Here is a 15,924-nt window from a genome sequence, read left to right on the forward strand (position 1 = left end):
GTTTTCCGGCATTCCGCTCAGCCTGAAAAATAAGCGACAATCGGCTCACAATCAGCTCATATTTTTGAAATCTGCGAATTTCACCCCCATTCGGCCACTGATTTCACGCTGATTCGGCCACCCTAACGATCATGGCAACAGGCGCCACCCCTGATGATGAAACCGTTCGCCCTGAGCCTGTCGAAGGGCCGTTCATGGTTCGACAAGCTCACCACGAACGGAATTGTTTCACGCAGATGTTCCACGTTTCACGTTAAAGCGCAAAACGCGCCAAAACGCCTTATCCGGTTTTTAGCTCAGAGAGTAGTTCCGGGTGATGATCCAGCAGGCGGAACAGATTGACCACCGCCGCTACCGGCTTGGCCTGCCCGCGCTCGTAACGGGAAAAGGCATTCTTGCCGCCCCCGGCCAGCCGGGCGGCCTCAAGCTGGGTGAGCTTCAGCTTTTTGCGGATGCGGATAAGCTCCGCCGCCTCGATAGCATCCACCCGGTCACGAAAAGCCAGCCAGGCGGCCTCTTCCGCCGCATCGAATTCGACAAAACCATCCGCGCAGTGGTCGCAGAACGCCCCTCGGGTTTCCGAGCTAAAGGGGTGCCCCTTGTATTCCTGCGTAATGGTTTTGACACCATCGTGCAATGTCCCCGCCCCGCACAGGTGGCAGGGCTTGCCATTCCATTTGCTTGCCATCTCACAACTCCTTGAACGACACCACGAAGTATTCGCCTGCCCGCTGGAACTTGATGTAGAGCGCACTGCCGTTCCACTGCCCGTGATACACGTCTTGCCAGACGCGATGATCGGCGTGGGTGGTCATGCTCTTGTAAAAGTCCTTGCGGGTCAGCCCCTGCACCACGGCCAAGGCATCCGCCTGACTCAAACCCACCGCCCGGATGCCGCCACGGGCGGAAACAGTCAGGCTCATCTCCTGCACCGTTGTCATCTGCGCCTGAATTTCGGCTAGCGAGTAGTGGGGCGCGTGCTTTTCCATGGGTGAATTATCCCCCAATAGGGGAATTCGTGCAAGCGTACCTTACGTTGCTTTCCGCTTCTTCTCCCGCTCCTTCAATACGCATTCTTGTTGATAAACCCCTTGAACACCGTCAACAGAATAATCCGCAGATCGAACCACAACGACCAGTTTTCAATGTAGTAGAGGTCATATTCAACCCGCTTGCGCATTTTCTCCAGCGTATCCGTCTCCCCGCGCCAGCCATTGATCTGGGCCCAGCCAGTAATTCCCGGCTTCACCTTATGCCTGAGCATATAGTCGTCAACCAGCTCCTTGTACTGCTCATTGTGCTCGATTGCATGCGGGCGAGGACCCACGATAGACATCGTGCCCTGCAGCACATTGAAGAATTGCGGCAACTCATCCAGACTGGTCCTGCGCAGAAAAGCACCGAAGGGGGTCACACGAGTATCACCCTTGGATGCCTGGGTGAGATGGCAGCTCTCCTCCTGATGTACCACCATGCTCCGGATTTTAAGCGTGAATCGCCGACAAGGCATCAGGATTAGCCTCGACAATTTTGAGCAACGCACGCGCCGGGCCAGCAGGTCGCACACGCTTTTGCTCCCAGTTCTGCAGCGTCTTGGGCTTGACTCCAATCAGGTAAGCAAAACGACTCTGCGACAAACCGGTGCGCTCCCGAATTGCTTTGACGTCCGGTTCAGGAAACTCCTGCAGGCGAACACCCGCGACAGTCTCGCCACGCATGTGACGGCCCATGCCCCGAACGCTCTCAAGCAACTCATCAAACTGTTTGTCATTCATTTCGCACCTCCGCATCAATCACAGCCGCCAAGCGATGCAACTGCTCCTGAGTCAGGTCAGCGGCCACATTCTTCGCATAGGCATAAACCAGGTAACACTGCTCCTTGCTGACCCAGTGGTAGTAGATCACCCGCGCACCACCCCGCTTGCCTCGCCCTGGCAGCGGAACACGCAACTTGCGCAGACCTCTGCCACCGGGGATCAAGTCCCCGGCAGCAGGATTCTCGAGCAGCGTATTCTGCATTTCGGCCAAGTCCCCATCCGAAAACAGAGCGCTCGCACACCGGATGAAGATGGGTAATTCAACAAATACCATGGGTGCATTATCCGCTAGAAGCGGATAGTTGTGCAACTGTTTGTCTGTGCCTGCTTCGCTCGTGGCCGTAGTAGCGCGCCAAAATCCCGAGCGCCGCCAGCAGGATGTTAATCAACGTACAAAACTGACCGCGCAATAAAGGGTCTGTCCCGAATGGCACTTACTTAAGCCAAATGTAGGGTGGGTTAGCGTTTTTCTCGTAACCCACCAAGCGTTGCGTAGCAACACAACGCATTTTTAATCACCAAGCCTGGATGTGGCGAATCTGACCGTGGAAGACACGTTGAACGGCTTCATGAAACTCAATACGCGTTCTTGCCGATAAACCCCTTGAATACCGTCAGCAAAATAATCCGCAAATCAAACCACAACGACCAGTTTTCAATGTAATAGAGGTCATACTCAACCCGCTTGCGCATTTTCTCCAGCGTATCGGTCTCCCCGCGCCAGCCATTGATCTGGGCCCAGCCAGTAATTCCCGGCTTCACCTTATGCCTGCGCATATAGTCGTCAACCAGGTCCTTGAATTGCTCATTGTGCTCGATTGCATGCGGGCGAGGACCCACGATAGACATCGTACCCTGCAGCACATTGAAGAATTGCGGCAACTCATCCAGACTGGTCCTGCGCAGAAACGCACCAAAGGGGGTCACACGGGCATCGCCCTTGAATGCCTGGGTGAGCTGGCCGCTCCCCTCCTGATGTACCACCATGCTCCGGAACTTACACACCTTGAAAAGCTGTCCATCCCAACCCAGCCGCTTCTGCCTGAACAGCACCGGGCCCGGCGAACTAAGCTTTACTCCCAGCGCAATCAGCAGCATTAGGGGACTTATCAGAAGCAGAATAAGCAATGCAAGCAATCGGTCCTCCAGCGCCTTTACCAACCGGTTCACCCCCACCATCGGCGTGACGGAGAGATTCATCACCGGAAACCCAGCCACCTCAGTCACGGAATGGTTCAGCAGCCGGAAGCCGAAAATGTCAGGGATAAAACGGATATCCACCGCGCTATGGCGCAACTCGTGGAGCAATGACTCTACTTTGTCCTCCTCCTTGAGTGGCAGGGCAATCCACACCTGGTCGATGCGCTCCTCTGCCACGTAACCTGCAACGTCCGCCAAGCCGCCCAGAATCGGCACACCCGGCTTGGCATGAGCCATCGCGGTTTCGGCGTTGAAAAATCCCGCCACCTGCAAGCCAATCCAGGGAGATGCCAGCAAGCGCCTAGCCACCTCCTCGCCTAAACCTTCGCCCCCCACGATCACAATGCGCCGCTGGTTAAAGCCATGGCTGCGCAGCCAGCGCAAACCCACGCGCAATAGAATTCGGCCACTGATCAGAACAACCCAGCCCAGTAATGCCCAGATTCCAATCCAACCCCGGGAAAAACGAATCCCCATCTTTGTGGTGAAAGCAAAGGCAAAGAGCAGAAACAGCGCCAGCGCCCAAGCCAGCGTCGTCGCCCTCACCTCGTCGAAAATCGACGCGCCGCGCCACGCCTGATAGAGATCGAAACGGGGAAAGATCAATGCGGCCAACAACACCACGACACCAGCCACGATGGAATATGAATCCGGCAAAACCCAACTACCGAGATAGAGGCGGTGGGCAGCCCAGGCGGCGAGGATAATTCCCGCCCAATCGAGGGCGTGCAGCGCCGCGTTCAGCACACTAGAGTGTTCCTTAAGCAAGCCCCGATAACTCAAAACACTTTCCTCTCAAACCCTGGCATGGGTACCCACAACCGACTCATACTTCGCGAGCTACCCGCTTCATATCCGCATTCACCATCGTGGTGATCATCTCCTCCAAGCTAATCTTGGCCTCCCAGCCAAGCTTCGCCTTGGCTTTTGCCGGATTTCCCAAGAGCACTTCCACTTCCGCCGGGCGATAGAATTTGGGGTCGATCACCACAAAATCCTCATAATTCAGACCCACGTGAGAAAAAGCGATTTTGCACATATCGCGCACAGTCGTCGTGCGGCCCGTGGCCACCACGTAGTCATCCGGCACATCCTGCTGGAGCATCAACCACATCGCTTCGACATAATCGGCCGCATGACCCCAATCGCGCTTGGCATCGATATTGCCGAGCCGCAGCTCCTTCTGCTTGCCCTGCTTGATTCGGGCCACCGCGTCCGTCACTTTGCGCGTCACAAATTCGATCCCGCGCAAGGGCGACTCATGGTTGAACAGAATGCCGCTGGAACAGTGCATGTCAAAGCTCTCGCGATAATTGACCGTCATCCAGTGCGCATACAATTTCGCCACACCGTAGGGACTCCGCGGATAAAATGGCGTCGCTTCACTCTGCATCGACTCCTGAATTTTGCCGAACATTTCGCTTGTGGAAGCTTGATAGAAACGCGCCTTCTGATTCGTCAAGCGAATTGCTTCCATCATGTTGAGAGCCCCCAATCCTGTGACGTAACCGGTAAGAATGGGTTGCTCCCAGGACGTCGCCACGAAACTCTGAGCGCCCAGGTTGTAAACTTCAGTCGCCTGCGATTTATTCATGGCGCGGATCATTGAAGACAAATCGGTCAAATCCCCCTCGATCAGCTCCACCCGATCAAGTACATCCAACTCCCGCAACCGCCAAAGCGTATCGCTTGCGCGCCGGGCGTGTAACCCAAAAACTTCATAGCCTTTGTCCAGCAGCAGCCTGGCAATGTAAGCGCCATCCTGACCGGTAATCCCTGTAATCAATGCGTTTTTTGTCATAATAATTTTTTCTCCCAATCAGTTAATATATCTTTCAAGCTTTGTTCGAACGGGATTTCCGGCTGCCATCCAGTGGCATCGTGCAACTTGGCGAATGAGCCGAAAACTCGGCGCTGCTCGGATTGCCGCACCCGATCGGCATCCTGAACAATTTCTGCCTCGACGTCCGCAAGCCTCAAAAGTGCCTCCAAAATGGAACGAACGGAGCGCTCCTGCCTAGAGCAGACGTTGTACGCTTCGCCATTCCCGCCACGCTCCAGCAGCAGTGCGTAGGCACGCACCACATCGCGCACATCGGTAAAATCACGTGTCACATCGATATCGCCAACTCGGATCGGCGGGGGGCGCAGGCCACCTTTTATTTCCATCACCTGATGAGCAAAATCGGAAATGACAAAACGTTCACTTTGCCCCGGCCCGATATGATTGAAAGGTCGAACCATCACCACCTCGAACGGCTCCGTCTGGCTCCACTGATAGCACAACGCCTCCGCCGCCACCTTGCTCACCGCGTAAGGGTTTCTTGGCCTCAACGGCGCATCTTCGACAACTGGCAAGCTTGTCGGATCAACCAGCCCATACGTGTCGCTGGACCCCACATACAGCATACGCCCCCTAAAACCGTTCTCCTTGAGGGCGGCAAGCAGGTTGAGCGTCCCCAGGAAATTGACCTCATAAGTATGCAAGGGGTTTTTGAAAGATTCTGGGACAAAACTCTGCGCAGCCAAGTGAATCACCGCATCGGGCGCTATCGCCGCAACCCCTTGCGCCACCTGTTCAGCATTTCGCAAATCTATGGAAGCCCCATGGCCATCCTGAAAATGATCGCAGGCGATCTGCTGCTGCACGTATGTGCCGACAAACCCATTTGCACCCGTTAACAATATCCGCATCTCGCTGAAATCCAAATTCAATTTTGTATGCGCCTTGCCTGAAAATCGGCCCAGGCCTGCTCAACAAAGCCTCGAAACTCCTGCGGGAACCGCTCTGGCGCAAGCGGCATCGCACATTGACGCGGCAGGCAACCAGAGCAATCCGATCCCGCTCTTGCTCGAACTGGTGAACCGCCTGCTGAATCGCCACAGCCAATTGATAGGAACACTACTTCAAAGCTTAGTAGACTTAATGTTTGTGATCATCCAGTTTTGCATATCTACCAATCCATTTTGTAAGCTCGTTTGAGGGCGCCAAGAAAGCTCTCTTTCAATACGCGAACAATCGAGCACAATTTCAGGCACATCAAAATTTCTGCTTTCCAACCAATTCACGTTCGCCTTTTTGCCGGTAACTTCCTGCAACGCAACGATTAACTGCTTAATACTTAAGCCTGTACCACTGCCCACATTGCACATGCCGACGTATTGAGACTCGGCTGCAGCCAAACATGCACGCGCGACATCCGAAACGTGCACAAAATCGCGCACAATAGAACCATCGCCCCAAACGTTTATGCGCTCACCTTTAAGTATCTTGTACATAAAGACAGCCGCAGCACCCTGCTTGCGATGGGGATCCTGTCTTGTACCATATGGGTTGGACACTCTTAAGACAACGTATTCCAGACCATGTAGCAAATGAAACAGGTGCAAATAATTCTCGATTGCTAGCTTCGTAATTCCATAAGAACACAGCGGCAATGTAGGGTGAGTTTCTGGTACAGGAGATGCCTGCGGAACACCGTACACAGTACCCCCTGACGAAATAAAGACGACCTTGCGGACATGGTGCTTAATGCACATCTCAAACAATGCGATGGACTCAACAAGATTCGTCTGTACATCAAATATTGGGTCATCGTTAGAGCTTTGTGGTGCCGTACTAGAGACCAAATGTATGACTACATCGATGCCACCCGCTAATACCTCTTCTAGTTCACCGCGATTACCAAAGTCCGCCTGACAGAACTGCACGTCAGGAAGTGGTGAACGGAAACGCTCGGGGTAACGATCAAATACAACCACTTCATGGCCTGATGCGATGAGCTCGTCAACCACATGTGAACCTATAAAACCACAACCCCCTAATATCAAAATACGCATCGATGTCCTAATTTATATTTATATGCAATGGGATAGATCATAGGCATTCAAAATTTCGCTATGCATCCGCTTGATTGAGAAACGCACCGAAGCCATGGATCTGGCTGCTTGCCCCATTCGGATACGCAATTCTGCATCGCGAATTAGCAACCTGGTTTTTTCGATTAACTCGTCATCGCTTTTACAAATGAAGCCGGTTACACCATCAATAATCACGTCACGACACCCAACAACATCAGGCACCACTGCGGGAAGGCCGATAGCTTGAGCATCTAGTAGTGTCAGGGGCATACCCTCCCATAAAGAAGTCATTACAAACACATCAGCCGCATACATTTCACGCCACAAACTATCCCTATCCACCCATCCAGTAACTCGAACTTTCGCATGAGTAGCATCCCCTTCAAGCCGGATTCTTAATTCACCATCACCTATCCAGTAAAACTCTGCGTTTTCTAAGAAAAGTGAAGTGGAGAGTTTCCAGAAACGCCAAGGCGCTTTCTGGTAGCAAAGCCTGCCTGCTGACATTACTCGTATCCGAGTTTCATGAGCTCTCTTAGGCCAAGTAAACTCTGGCACATCTGTGCAGTTTTCAACAACGCTGACGCGTCGATGGCCTACGAGTGTATTGGCCAATCTACCCTCTGAAGCGCAAGAGGCGATTATCTTGCCACCGAAAAAACCGCCAATAACTTCCAAAGCAAAAAACATCGCACGCTTAGGTAGAGAGACATCCTGCCTGAGAAAAGAAAAACCGTGCGGGGAATAATACAAAGATTTATTCAGACCTACAAATCGAGCCGCGACCCTACCCAAAGCACCAACTTTTGAAGAATGCAAGTGTATAACATCCGGCTGCATGGTCCTCAGCAACTTTGCAATATCCTGAAAAGCCCTGAAATCGGCCTTGATTGAAATATTGGTAGCCATGGGTATAACAACACGAGAAATAGGCGATGGGAACAACTGGTCGAGCATTTCCGATTCAGGAGTGTCTCGCCGGGAAGAATGCACCAAAGTGACATCAAGGCCGGCCTCAACTTGCGCTTTGATCAGTTGATGTAGGAGATAAAGAACACCTCCACCCAAGGATTCAGTCACATGAACTACACGGAAAGCACCGGAAGCGGCACTTCTCTTACTCTGTGATTGAATATTCCCTTGAATCATACTGACCTGAACAGGGCTGAATGAGAATTGCGATTGTACAAATGATTGGCCTTGACCGAAGAGCGTTTATTGGCAAACCCCAGCGCGGACCCCATAATCAGTGCTACAAGGAGACGTTTTCCTGTGCTTGGAGGGGCGATAGAAAACTGGACGACGGCTATAGCCAACATACCAAGAATAACCCGTATTCGCGTTTCGTCCAGTTGAGTTCTTAGGCTTTTAACCGCATTCCAATAATAAAACCATGTAAAAAGCCATAGAAGAGTAAGTATCGCTCCTTCATCTCGCCAAAGAGATAAAAAGAAAAAATGTGGATCGACGCCTTTAATATTGCTATAGATTTGGAAATCAAAAACTCTTGTAGCTGCACCAGCAAGCTGGTCAAACTCCCCCCTAGGGCCTGTGAACAGGTACTCAAAAAAATGACTAATGGCGGCGAATATCATGGATGATCTTTCGATATTGCTCGGTGTAGCAGGGACCAAATTGACCTCAGATTGCATGCTGTAGTAACTGATAAGTGCAATTATCAAATAAATAAAGGGAACCCATTGTCCGAACTTAATAAATATTCTCGAAACTTTTACCGAGCTCACAAGAATAATTACGAGTAGTGCACTGATGGCAGCGGCTCGCGCACCGATAATAAATGCGCAAAAGATTTCGAAGCCAGCTACAAAGTACAACATCATTAGATTGATATAATTGTCGCGTCTATACAAAAACAGTGCGCACGCGATCAACGTGAAAGGAATTGTTAGAAGTTGGTTAGCATTCGTTCCAACATGCTTTGAAAGATACTCTCCACTAGCAACATCATCCAAGAGAAACCCCACGAGTGCTAACACAGCCAGCAATAACATACCTTGGCGAGGGTACTTGGAGGAAAGATAAAAACAACACACAAATAAAGTTGTTTTGAAGCTGAGCCAGCGACCACCATCAGCATCGCCCAGCACAAACCAAATTGCCGATATTACTGTGAGCAGCACGACATAAATATCAGCTTTTGAAAACAAGCATTTTTTTGAAAATGCGCAATAAAGGAAAAAATTCCAGCCGCAAAAAGCCAGTAATAATTCGATTGCAACTAAGTATAGAGATGTAGCCTCCATGTCTATTATCCGTAGAACAAACTATGGGACGGTATAAAATCGAACAAGATCCTTGTCGCTTAATACGATCTTGCTTTTACGGCCCATAAAATAAAAACCGGATGCAGAATCGTATGCAGCAGGTGCGCGCTTAAATAGATAATCAAAATATTTCAGATAAAAAGCCGTAAGGCGCCCCAACATGGCGAGATACATTTGAGCGCGTGTCGATCTACCAAAGCTGCGAAGAAAATACTGCCAAGACCAGGCTAAGGCCATCCCAGGGCCACCAATTATTCCCGCATGAATCTCCTCGAAATTTCGGAAAAGTCTTCTGTGTCCACGATAAGTAAAGCGCATGAAATCATACTTGCCACCATGCACTTGTTGCATAAATGGAGTCTCCGCGTAGATTAGACCATCATCGCGCAACACTCTGTAAAACTCACTGACGCAACGAAAAGGATCAACAACGTGTTCCAATACCGCCTGCGCGATGACGACATCGAAACATCCATCAACAAACGGCAGGTCGTGCCCATCGCAAATCATGGTAACCCTTGGGCCGAAGGACACATCGGTTTCCACCAGCTCAAGCGCAGAATTCTCACTGAGCATTTCAAATCCCTGACCAGCGACACTGCCCCCAATGACCAGAATACGAGCGGATGACATTTCTGTAAGCGCCAATTCACTCAGCTTTTTATAGTTCTGTTTCGCGGCTAGGTTATGGCTGATCGAAGGAACATTCTGATTGAGCCATTCGACAAGCCGCCCTCTTTTCTGAAAGAACGTTGTTTTATTTACTGCAAAATCGGCAAAAGAAAAGACACTGGACTCTTCATTGATCAATACAGGGATGCTTTCTACCAGCGGGTATGTTTTGTGGCACAAGGGGTTGCTGCAAACAATAACATTGTCTTGACGTTCGACGCAGCCAAGACATGTAGGACACCGAACAATGTCCCATGGAATGGCTCTATTGGGAACAGTCATTTGTTCTTTATGCATGATTGGAATCCATAATTTCGATAAATCTATTCCTAATTCGCTGGGCAGCACTATGCCAAGTAAATTTATTCACGTAGCTCTCGTCGGGCAAAACAGGGCTATCTAAATAGTCCTTAATTGGAAAAGCAAAGTGAATTAGCTCAACATCATTTGGCAGCACGAATGCCCACGGCGGCGCAAACTCAGGTAGCGCACCACCATCTGAAACAATCATTTTTTTTCTAAAGAGGCTGGCTTCAACCACCGGCAAACCTAAACCTTCATATTTGGATAGAAATACAAGCGCATCCATTCGTTGGTAAAGCAAGGCAAGTGTGGCATCATCCACTTGCCCCGCGATCTGGATATCGGTTCGCGAGCCTATGTAGCGCTCCACATCAAAGTCGTGGTTCTTGGTGGATCCGACTAACAATAGCTTGCCTGAATACGATGCTTTATCCTTAAGCAGAATGAACAGATCAATTATTCGCTTGATATTTTTGTGTGGGCGTCTGTCGCCAACATAGAGGAGAAATTTATCTGGCACCGTGAATGTTGGTGAAAAATTTGAATTGATAGGTAGGTTTCTAACTATCGGCCCCGCGAGTGAAACACCAACCTTGTCAGAAAAACGACGGCCTACCACTGCAAGATAATCTTTTCGGCTGGTCTCTGACAAGGCAAAAACAAACTTTGCTTTCCTTACAACCGCACGCAACATCAAGTTGAAATAGGCTATTTTCAGCCTTGGATTTTTGGTTATATAGCCACGAACTTTGAGTGGAAATAAATCATGAATCATGATTACGGATGGAATCCGAATCCCAAAGGGCAGATCGAAATGGGGATAAAAATAAAGATCTCCGCCAAGACGATTTATAAAACGTGCAAGACAAAAATGCTGACCAAGTGATACCGGTCTGCATGGCACGGATAAAACTCGACAAATATCGTTTTTCTCATATTGCCTGAGTTTGAGGTAATAAAAATTCTCTTCTACAGTCGCCGGATTCTCCCAAATAATCACCGTATATTTGATACCGTCATCACGGCTCATATCGAGCAACGCAAACAAGAGTTCACCGGTAAATCTACCGAGACCGGTATATTGATAAGCCATCACTCTGCCATCGAAAATTACATGCATGTCCCTACCCGGCTCAGATTTCAACGGCGGCAATTACCGCAATACTGTTTGTGCCCAATCGCAGATCGATTGACAAGGGATACAGCAGAACCCTCATAATCAATCTAAGCAAACTTGCGTATCCTTGCAGCATCAGCAAGACCATCTTTCCAAAAAACCCAAAAGAGCATAGTTTATTTGATCTCAAAAATTCGTCCCTATACGACAACAGTTGTAAGCTGTTCATGTCGCAAAGGGCTGTAATTTTCCCCTTTGTGAGGCTAGTCACATGAGTAAAATCACCGTTCTGATAGGCCAAGCCGAAAGGTGAGGCGCCTTCTGGAAATCTCAAAATCAGCTTACCGCCTTTGTTAAGGTGGTTTTTTGCCCAAGAAAATAATGCATTCAGTTCCATGTGTGTCATGTGCTCGGCAACATCAAAGGCGACGATCAAATCGAATTTCTCAAGCTGCAATTCTGGGATGTCCCAAATGAGCCCCGTAAAGGCTTTGTATCCAGATTTGATTGCCCTTTCCACTAAATGCGCATTGATCTCTACACCAATTACTCTGTGATCATGCGCACGCAGATACCCCAACAGCTCACCATTGCCAAATCCAATCTCAAGAACGCTGTTTTTGAAACTCAGGACTTTATTTCTGTTAAAAAATTGGTCGAAATAAAAACTGGATCCAGGGTCAACTTGGGCAAATTTCTCAAAATCCCATTGTTTCCACCTAATGTAATTTTCTCCACCCGTGTCTGACATTTCACTTTACCGTGCTAAACAATAGAATTAATTAATGAGGATATAAATATGAAGAAAAACTTTGGCGACCTAGAGGATTGGTTTTTGTGATGCTACATGTTTCTTATAGTGCGCATTTACAGCGAGTGGTAGTAACCAAGATGAGGTCAATGCAAAAGATAAAGTGTTCCCGAGAATTATGCCATAAAGACCTAACGATTGAGCGAGATACCATTGAGATACAACGGACAAGAATGCCTGAATAGGCCCAGCTATCCAAAGCGGTTTTAATTCACTCATGCTTTGAAGAATCATCGCAAATGTATCTGTCCAAACCCGTAGCAGTTGATATATCCCCAACAGGAGTATAAACATCACAGGGATGACAATAGTCTCGTTAGGTGCAAGTACTTGGACCGCCATAGGCATTAGCCAAACTAAGAGGAGTGAACATATCAGCGTGAATCCCAAGCCGATTTCTAAATATTTACGGGTGAGCCGCCTGACTACAACCCAATTTCCCTGCGCAATCGCTTCAGAAAATACTGGCCAAAGTGCGGTTAATGCTGAAATATAGATAAATAATATGAACCAAGAAATTCTTGTACTTAAATTATAGACAACGATATCCGCTGGTTTCAGGAACTGTGAAATAACGAGATAATCAATTTGCAAAGACAGTGATGTCATCAGCGTTAACAGCCAGAAATTGGTTGCTCGTTTAAGTATTTTGATAGCGATTTCGAATGTCGCTTCTTTGATGCCGTCTCTAAAACGCCTCCAGACTTGAACAACAAGCACTCCTAGCGGAAGTACGGCAGAGGGTGCTAGAAACGCCACTAAGCTATACAGAAGCTTGTCCGTCAACGTGCTAGAATTTACTGCAACAATGCCTACATAACCAACTACGGAGCTAATTGCTGGCAGGACGTTCGAAAAATAGCCCCTTTGTTCCGCATACCAGATTTTGTAGCTTATTCCACCCAAGGCTGCGCAAATAAATAGGGCTCCGGTAATGAAAAAAAGGCGCGTTTTTTCAATTGTAGTTAATAGGGGAAATTGCTTAAGGTATATTGGTGCGATATAAGGGCTAGAAAAATACAATGCAATAATCGTTAAAATGAGCAAAATTGCCGCCATGGCAACCGCAAGAATGATGTAATCATCATACTGCTCTGTTTTGGAGCGACGTTCGGAAATGTGGTTTTGTAGACTTAAGCCGATTCCAAAATCAGCGAGCATGAACCAACCCATCAGGGCAGCTAGAAGTGCATATGCGGCATATTGTTCTATGCCAAGTCCGCTCATAAGTACGCGAATGCTTGCCAATTGAACAAATGCCATTACGATGCGGCTTGCCCAGGCACTGGCGGCGACAAGCAGATGACGTGGGACAATCGGCTTGATCATCGTGGGGCTGTGCTTTCTTGGTCGCGGGAAAGCGCGGTTACCCAAGCAACTATTTTCCTCCCCCCTTCACTGCCACAATATTGGCTTTTGGCCTGGCAGATGTTTCTTCACTAATGCGCGTACCCAGGCCACCCGCCAATATCACTGCTTTCATCGCTCGTTAATCCCTCGGTTTGCGTGCCTGAATTGCATTGAGAACAAATGCGGCAAATATCCCGGCCATCAATCCTAATACACCGCTCAAAACCACGATCAGTCCCTTTTTGGGCGCCACCGGTTTTTCGCTTACATAAGTGCTGTCAATTCGCGCGGTTGGGTATGTACGCAACGGGCTCAGTTGTTCCTCGTAAGACAGCTTGAGCTGTTCCAGGTTACGCAGTTCGCCGTCCCTTTGGACCAGAATGTTGGCCTGTATGATGCTTTCCATGAATCGGCCGCCGGAATCCGTTTTCGATTTATTTGGCTGCGTGTTCTTTAAGCTTTCGCGCTCTTCCCGCGACTCATTAATTTGTTGCTTTAACCGCTCCATTTGCTGCGTCAAACGCTGAATAGTGGGTTGGGCAAGCTCTTCGTGGAGTTTTGACAAACGACCAATGGTCGCCTCGGCATTGCGCTTTGCCTCTTCCCTGGAGTAGCCGCGCACCTTTATTTCGATCAAGTCGGTGTTTGGCAGAATTTGGACTTTTATGGAGTCGCGATACAACTTCCCCTTCGAATTTTCTTCATCTTTCGGGATGCCCATACTGACCAGCACCTCACCCTGGAAAGGCTTTTGCTTGATCCGCTCGACCACACGCGCCACCGGTTCGATGAGTTGCTGCCCGACCTGTCCGATCTGTCCGATCTGTCCGACCAGGGTAGCCTCCCAAACCGGAGGTATCAAAGCCGAAACGGCTGCCGCCGCAATCAGCGCCAATACAGGTATGCCAATCACCCACTTTTTTTGCCGCACCAATACCTGCCAAATTTCCAGCAGGCTAATTTCATCCGGTGATATTTGATTGTCGGTTTGATTTGTCATGTCATCGGCCATTGAATAAGTCGACGCTATGCGCGCCCATATACATCGTCAAAACGCACGATATCGTCTTCGCCGAGATATTCGCCGCTTTGTACTTCGATCATGATGAGATCCGTCAGCCCCGGATTTTCCAGGCGGTGCTTGTGCCCGGCGGGAATATACGTTGATTCGTTGGTTCTGACCAGCATGTTTTTGTCATTATTGACGATGCTGGCCGTGCCGCTCACCACGACCCAGTGCTCGCTGCGGTGGTAATGCATTTGCAGCGAAAGGGCAGCGCCGGGCTTGACGACGATGCGCTTGATCTTGAAATGCTTGCCCTCTTCCAGCACGGTGTAGGTTCCCCATGGGCGCGCGACGGTGCGGTGCAGCTTGTGGCTGTCGTGGTTCATGAGCTTGAGCTGCTGCACCACTTTCTTGACGTCCTGGGCGCGCGCCCGGTCGGCCACGAGCAGGGCATCCGGGGTGTCGATAATCAGCAAATTATCGAGGCCGATTGCGGCGACCATGCGCCCCTCGCTTTGAATGAAGCTGTTGCCCACATCGACCAGCACCGCCTCGCCGACGACGCGGTTGCCCGCATCGTCCGGGATGGTGAGGTCGCTGATGGCGTTCCACGAGCCGATATCGCTCCAGCCGAAGCGGCCGGGCACGACCATGACCACGGCCGATTTTTCCATTACGGCGTAATCGATGGAGTTTTCCGGGATGGCAGCGAAGCTTTCCGGATCGATTTCCATCATTGGCATGTTGGCCGGGGTTTTATTGCGGGTTGCCTCCCAGCAAGGCAAGGCGTGTTCGTAGATAGCGGGGGCATGAATTTTGAACTGCTCCAGTACGGTTCCGGCCTTGAAGCAGAACATCCCGGAATTCCATAGGTAGCGGCCGGAGTCGACGTATTCCTGGGCGGCTTCGTAGGAGGGTTTTTCCACGAAGCGCTTGACGACTTGGCCGTCCGCCTCGATGTAGCCAAACCCTGTTTCCGGCGCGTCGGGAACGATGCCGAAGGTCACAAGGTTGCCCTGCTCCGCTAGGCCGGCGGCCTGTTTCACGGCAGCGGCAAAAGCCGCCTGATCGTCGATCAGATGGTCTGCCGGCAATACCAGCATCAAAGCATCGCCGCCATGCGCCTCGGCAACGCTCATTGCGCCCAGGACAATCGCCGCGGCGGTATTGCGCCCGAAAGGTTCGAGCAGGAAAGTATCCGTCACTCCCGGGAAGCCCTTCTTGGCGGATTGATATTCGTCCCGGCTTTTAAAGTAATGTTCGCGGTTGGTGATGGTCAGCACTTCACCGACGCCATCCAGCGCGGCGGCACGCGCAAAGGTCTTCTGCAACAGGCTTTGCCCGTCGGGAAGCTTCATGAACGGCTTGGGGTGGGATTCGCGGGAAACCGGCCACAATCGGGTGCCGGCCCCACCAGAAAGAATTATGGGTATAAGCATAGTGCGCTATTGTACTTGGTGAGGGCTTCAATCCAAAATTAATGTGTTGTCATTATTTAATCG

General features: G+C 50.0%; 16 protein-coding genes and 2 pseudogenes. All 18 read right to left on the bottom strand.

The features are described from left to right. Window positions 1–280: 280 nt before the first annotated feature. The 18 genes and pseudogenes from VMV64_RS15910 to VMV64_RS15995 all read right to left on the bottom strand — a co-directional run bounded on the left by VMV64_RS15910 (window position 281) and on the right by VMV64_RS15995 (window position 15,861). Window positions 281–688, bottom strand: coding sequence for a type II toxin-antitoxin system MqsA family antitoxin (locus tag VMV64_RS15910; protein WP_325332101.1), 408 nt, complete (start codon window positions 686–688; stop codon window positions 281–283). 1 nt (window position 689) lies between these two features. Then, a complete protein-coding gene (locus tag VMV64_RS15915) occupies window positions 690–989 on the bottom strand; it encodes a type II toxin-antitoxin system MqsR family toxin (RefSeq protein WP_325332103.1) in 300 nt (99 codons plus the stop codon). 74 nt (window positions 990–1,063) lie between these two features. Beyond that, window positions 1,064–1,486, bottom strand: a pseudogene (locus VMV64_RS15920) (sugar transferase); the annotation flags it as partial. Continuing rightward, on the bottom strand, window positions 1,485–1,790 hold the full coding sequence (locus VMV64_RS15925; protein WP_414718921.1) for a helix-turn-helix domain-containing protein: 306 nt from the start codon (window positions 1,788–1,790) through the stop codon (window positions 1,485–1,487). The pseudogene VMV64_RS15920 and the gene VMV64_RS15925, both read right to left, overlap by 2 nt. Further along, window positions 1,768–2,028: a type II toxin-antitoxin system RelE/ParE family toxin gene (locus VMV64_RS15930; RefSeq protein ID WP_414718911.1), complete on the bottom strand. Its 261-nt coding sequence runs from the start codon at window positions 2,026–2,028 to the stop codon at window positions 1,768–1,770. Before VMV64_RS15930 ends, VMV64_RS15925 begins: the two co-directional genes overlap by 23 nt. A 365-nt stretch (window positions 2,029–2,393) precedes the next feature. Continuing rightward, window positions 2,394–3,764 (bottom strand): undecaprenyl-phosphate glucose phosphotransferase, encoded by a 1,371-nt coding sequence (locus VMV64_RS15935; protein WP_325332109.1) that lies wholly within the window; start codon window positions 3,762–3,764, stop codon window positions 2,394–2,396. Between the two features lie 79 nt (window positions 3,765–3,843). Beyond that, complete coding sequence (gene gmd, locus VMV64_RS15940) at window positions 3,844–4,818, bottom strand: GDP-mannose 4,6-dehydratase (RefSeq protein ID WP_325332111.1); 975 nt, start codon at window positions 4,816–4,818, stop codon at window positions 3,844–3,846. Further along, window positions 4,815–5,732 carry a GDP-mannose 4,6-dehydratase gene (locus VMV64_RS15945; protein WP_325332113.1) on the bottom strand — a complete coding sequence of 306 codons (918 nt, stop codon included), beginning with the start codon at window positions 5,730–5,732 and terminating at the stop codon, window positions 4,815–4,817. The genes gmd and VMV64_RS15945 overlap by 4 nt, the downstream gene beginning before the upstream one ends. Window positions 5,733–5,924: 192 nt before the next feature. After that, window positions 5,925–6,857 (bottom strand): NAD-dependent epimerase/dehydratase family protein, encoded by a 933-nt coding sequence (locus VMV64_RS15950; RefSeq protein ID WP_325332115.1) that lies wholly within the window; start codon window positions 6,855–6,857, stop codon window positions 5,925–5,927. An 18-nt stretch (window positions 6,858–6,875) separates the two neighbouring features. Further along, the gene (locus VMV64_RS15955) at window positions 6,876–8,027 is read right to left on the bottom strand and encodes a glycosyltransferase (RefSeq protein WP_325332117.1); all 1,152 of its coding nucleotides are present in this window, start codon (window positions 8,025–8,027) and stop codon (window positions 6,876–6,878) included. Then, window positions 8,024–9,142: a hypothetical protein gene (locus VMV64_RS15960; protein WP_325332119.1), complete on the bottom strand. Its 1,119-nt coding sequence runs from the start codon at window positions 9,140–9,142 to the stop codon at window positions 8,024–8,026. The genes VMV64_RS15955 and VMV64_RS15960 overlap by 4 nt, the downstream gene beginning before the upstream one ends. Window positions 9,143–9,163: 21 nt before the next feature. After that, window positions 9,164–10,132 (bottom strand): methyltransferase domain-containing protein, encoded by a 969-nt coding sequence (locus VMV64_RS15965; RefSeq protein ID WP_325332121.1) that lies wholly within the window; start codon window positions 10,130–10,132, stop codon window positions 9,164–9,166. Then, window positions 10,125–11,258 (bottom strand): glycosyltransferase family 1 protein, encoded by a 1,134-nt coding sequence (locus VMV64_RS15970; RefSeq protein ID WP_325332123.1) that lies wholly within the window; start codon window positions 11,256–11,258, stop codon window positions 10,125–10,127. Before VMV64_RS15970 ends, VMV64_RS15965 begins: the two co-directional genes overlap by 8 nt. A gap of 13 nt (window positions 11,259–11,271) precedes the next feature. Beyond that, window positions 11,272–12,006, bottom strand: a complete 735-nt coding sequence (locus tag VMV64_RS15975; RefSeq protein WP_325332125.1) for a class I SAM-dependent methyltransferase — start codon at window positions 12,004–12,006, stop codon at window positions 11,272–11,274. A gap of 69 nt (window positions 12,007–12,075) precedes the next feature. Continuing rightward, window positions 12,076–13,395, bottom strand: a complete 1,320-nt coding sequence (locus VMV64_RS15980; RefSeq protein ID WP_325332127.1) for an MATE family efflux transporter — start codon at window positions 13,393–13,395, stop codon at window positions 12,076–12,078. A gap of 76 nt (window positions 13,396–13,471) precedes the next feature. Then, window positions 13,472–13,549: pseudogene (locus VMV64_RS15985) on the bottom strand (glucose-1-phosphate cytidylyltransferase); the annotation flags it as partial. A gap of 6 nt (window positions 13,550–13,555) precedes the next feature. After that, a complete protein-coding gene (locus VMV64_RS15990) occupies window positions 13,556–14,428 on the bottom strand; it encodes a Wzz/FepE/Etk N-terminal domain-containing protein (RefSeq protein ID WP_325332129.1) in 873 nt (290 codons plus the stop codon). A gap of 14 nt (window positions 14,429–14,442) precedes the next feature. After that, on the bottom strand, window positions 14,443–15,861 hold the full coding sequence (locus VMV64_RS15995; RefSeq protein ID WP_325332131.1) for a mannose-1-phosphate guanylyltransferase/mannose-6-phosphate isomerase: 1,419 nt from the start codon (window positions 15,859–15,861) through the stop codon (window positions 14,443–14,445). Between the last annotated feature and the right edge of the window lie 63 nt (window positions 15,862–15,924).

It is taken from the genome of Sulfuricella sp., from assembly GCF_035531155.1.
GTDB lineage: Bacteria > Pseudomonadota > Gammaproteobacteria > Burkholderiales > Sulfuricellaceae > Sulfuricella.